This is a genomic window from Streptomyces sp. WAC 04229, from assembly GCF_003947455.1.
In the GTDB taxonomy this organism is placed as follows: Bacteria; Actinomycetota; Actinomycetes; order Streptomycetales; family Streptomycetaceae; genus Streptomyces.
The window spans coordinates 1-3441 of sequence record NZ_QHJH01000342.1; the positions used below are offsets into that span (position 1 = coordinate 1).

Here is a 3441-nt window from a genome sequence, read left to right on the forward strand (position 1 = left end):
CCACCCACCCACTCCCCCGGCCCGCTGCGCGCCGCGGCCCTCGCCGCGGCCGTCTGTCTGCTGGCGGCCGGCTGCTCCGCCCTCGGCGGGGACGAGGACGGCTCGACGGCGGACGCCGCCGGCGGGTCCGGCGCCGACCGGATGAAGGTCGTCATGGTCACCCACGGCGGCGAGGGCGACGCCTTCTGGGACCGGGTGCGCAAGGGCGCCGAGGCGGCGGCGGCCAAGGACGGCATCGACCTGACGTACGCGGGCGACGCCGACACCGCCGGCCAGGCCGACCTGGTGCGGGACGCGGTCCGCGACAAGGTGGACGGCATCGCCCTGACGCTGGCCAAGCCGCAGGCGATGAAGGCGCCGGTCGCCGAGGCCAAGGCGGCCGGGATCCCCGTGGTCGGCCTCAACTCCGGTATGGACGCCTGGCGGTCGACGGGACTCCTGGAGTACTTCGGACAGGACGAGAGCGTGGCGGGCCGGGCCGTCGGCGACAAACTCAACGACCTCAAGGCCAAACACGCCCTGTGCGTCATCCACGAGCGTGGCAACGTTGCCGTGGAGGCCCGCTGCGCCGGTGTGAAGAAGACGTTCAAGGGCGAGACCGAGATGCTCTACGTCGAGGGCACCGACATGAAGGCGGTCGGCGCCGCGGTCACCGCGCGGCTGCGCCAGGACCCCAGCATCGACGAAGTCGTCACGAACGGCGCGGCGTTCGCGCTCACCGCGGTCAAGTCGGTCGACGAGGCGGGCAGCAGCGCCCACGTCGCCACCTTCGACCTCGACAACGACCTGGTCGCCGCCGTCAAACGGGGGGACGTCCAGTTCGCGGTGGACCAGCAGCCGTATCTCCAGGGCTACCTCGCGGTGGACGCGCTCTGGCTGTACCGGACCAACGGCAACGTCAGCGGCGGCGGCGTGGCGCCCGTGCTGACCGGCCCCGCGTTCGTGACGCGCACGAACGCCGACGCGGTCGCGAAGTACGCCGCGGGCGGCACCCGGTGACCGGGTCGCGCGGCCGCCGGCTCGCCCGCACCTCGCACATCCTCCCCCGATGATCGCCTAGGACGACGATGCCCGCACGGAAGGGAGCCCGGCGCCGCCTCGGCTCCATACGTCTCTCCCTGATCCTCCTGGCCCTGGTGCCCGGCGTCACGCTGGCCGCCGTGTGGGGGGTGACGACGATCCAGATGTTCTCGGAGGGCCTGCGGCTGCGCTCGCAGACGGAACTGAGCCGCGACACCGGGGCCATGGGCACCGAGGCGACGCTCGCCCTGCAGAAGGAGCGAAGCCTGTCGGCGGCCTGGCTGGCCGCGCCCGAGGGCGACCGGGCGGAACTGGAGGCGCAGCGCAGGAAGACGGACGAGGCGGTCGCCCAGCTGGTCGGCCAGTCCGACGCGATCGAGCACGCGCCCTCCCGGGTCTCGGACCGGCTGTACTCGGTGCTCGGCTCGGTGGGCAGCCTGGAGTACTACCGCAACCAGGTCGACGACCCTAGCGACATCACCCCCGAGCAGGCGCTCGACCAGTACACCTCGATCGTCGACGAGCAGGTCCACGCCTTCCAGGAGCTGTCCCAGGTCGACGACGGCGACCTCACCTCGCAGGCCGGGCCGCTGGTCGCCCTCGAGCACGCGGCCGAACTGACGTCCCAGGAGGACGCCCGGCTCACCCTGGCCTGGCCGTCCGGCCGGATGGACGAGGAGCAGTGGGCGCACTTCGCGCAACTGGTGCACACCCGGCGCTGGCTGGTGCAGGACCAGATCGTCCCCTCCCTGAGCGGCAGCGCGAAGACGGAGACCGAGCGGATCCTGGCCAGCCCCGAGTGGCAGACCCTCCAGCGGGTCGAGGACCGGGTGCTCGCGGCCCGCGCGGCGGACGGTGCGGACCGGATCGAACTGCCGGAGCTGCGGGGGCAGTGGACCGCGGCGTTCGCGAAGGTCTCCGACGCGTACGGGACCCTGATCCGGGAGCAGACGGACGGGCTCCTCGACCGCAGTGCCGACGAAGCGCGCCAGCTGCTGATCACGGCCGCCTCCCTCAGCGCCGGCGGACTGGCCGCCCTGCTCCTGTGCGTCGGCATGTCCTGGCGCATCACCCGCTCGCTGTCGAGGCGGCTGCGCGGGCTGCGGCTGGCCACGCTGAGTCTGGCCGAGGAGCGGCTGCCGGAGGTGGTGGCGCGGCTGGAGCGGGGCGAGAAGGTCGACGTGGAGTCGGCGACCCCGCCGCTGGACTACGGCCGCGACGAACTCGGCCAGGTCGCCCAGGCGTTCAACACGGCGCAGCGCACCGCCGTGCACACCGCCGTCGAACTGGCCGACACCCGGCGCGGCTTCCAGAAGGTGATCCTGGGCATCGCCCGGCAGAGCCAGAACCTGGTCAACATGCAGCTCGGCAAGCTGGACGCCCTGGAGCGCGAGCACACCGACCCCGAGATCCTGAAGGGTCTGTACGAACTGGACTCGACGGCGAGCCAGTTGCGCCGGTACGAGGAGAACCTCGTCATCATCAGCGGCGAGCAGCCCAGGCGCACCTGGCGCGAGCCCGTCTCGCTGGTCGACATCCTGCGCAGCGCCGTGGGTGAGGTCGCCGAGTACCAGCGCGTGGAGCTGCACACGGACGAGGAGGTGGCGCTCGCGCCGCCCGCGGTCGCCGACGTGATCCACCTGCTGGCGGAACTGATCGACAACGCCACGGCCTACTCCCCCGCACCCAACCCGGTCGGGGTGCGCGCGGCGCTGGTGGCCAAGGGGCTGGCCGTCGAGATCGAGGACCGCGGGCTCGGGCTGTCCGAGGAGGACTACGCCGCGTTCAACGAGCAGTTGGCGGTGGCCCCGCAGTTCGACGTGGTGGCGCTCGCCGACGACCTGCGGCTCGGCATGTTCGTCGTGGCCCGCCTCGCGCACCGGCACGGCATCACCGTGACCCTGCGTTCCTCGCCGTACGGCGGGACCACGGCGATCGTGCTGATCCCGCACGAGATCGTGGTGCGGGAGCCGGCCGACGAGGCGCCCGCGGCACCCGCGCCGGCGCCGGCGGACGGGCCGGGTCCCGAGGGCTTCCCGTCCGGCGGGTCCGTCGACGCCGGCGGGCCCACGGTGCGGCCGCGGCCGGTGCCCGCGAGCCGGGCCGAGCCCGCCACGCCCGCCGCCCCGGCCTCCGCCTCCGCGCCGAACGGCCTGGCGCCGCTGCCCCGCAGGGTCCCGCAGACCAGCCTCGCCGCCGAACTGCGGGACGAGGAGACCGTCGGTGCCCGGGACGACGCGCCCGACGACTACACCGACTTCACGGCCGAGCGCGCGGCGTCGTCCCTCGGCGGGTTCCAGCGCGGCACGCTGCGGGCCCAGGCCGACGCCGCCCCCCGCCGCCCCCACGACCCCCCGGGCAACCCCGACACCGAAGCGCCAGGGTCCGCCGCCCCCGCCACCCACGCTCACGACACACTAT

At 73.8% G+C, this 3441-nt stretch carries 2 protein-coding genes; both read left to right on the forward strand.

Annotation, left to right across the window (positions count from 1 at the left end; translation table 11 throughout):
* The coding region (locus DMH12_RS37800; protein WP_260474492.1) for a substrate-binding domain-containing protein at positions 1-999 on the forward strand (999 nt) is incomplete at its 5' end.
* Between the two features lie 68 nt (positions 1000-1067).
* Positions 1068-3441 (forward strand): nitrate- and nitrite sensing domain-containing protein (locus tag DMH12_RS37805; RefSeq protein ID WP_148107595.1); only part of this gene is annotated, 2374 nt, incomplete at its 3' end.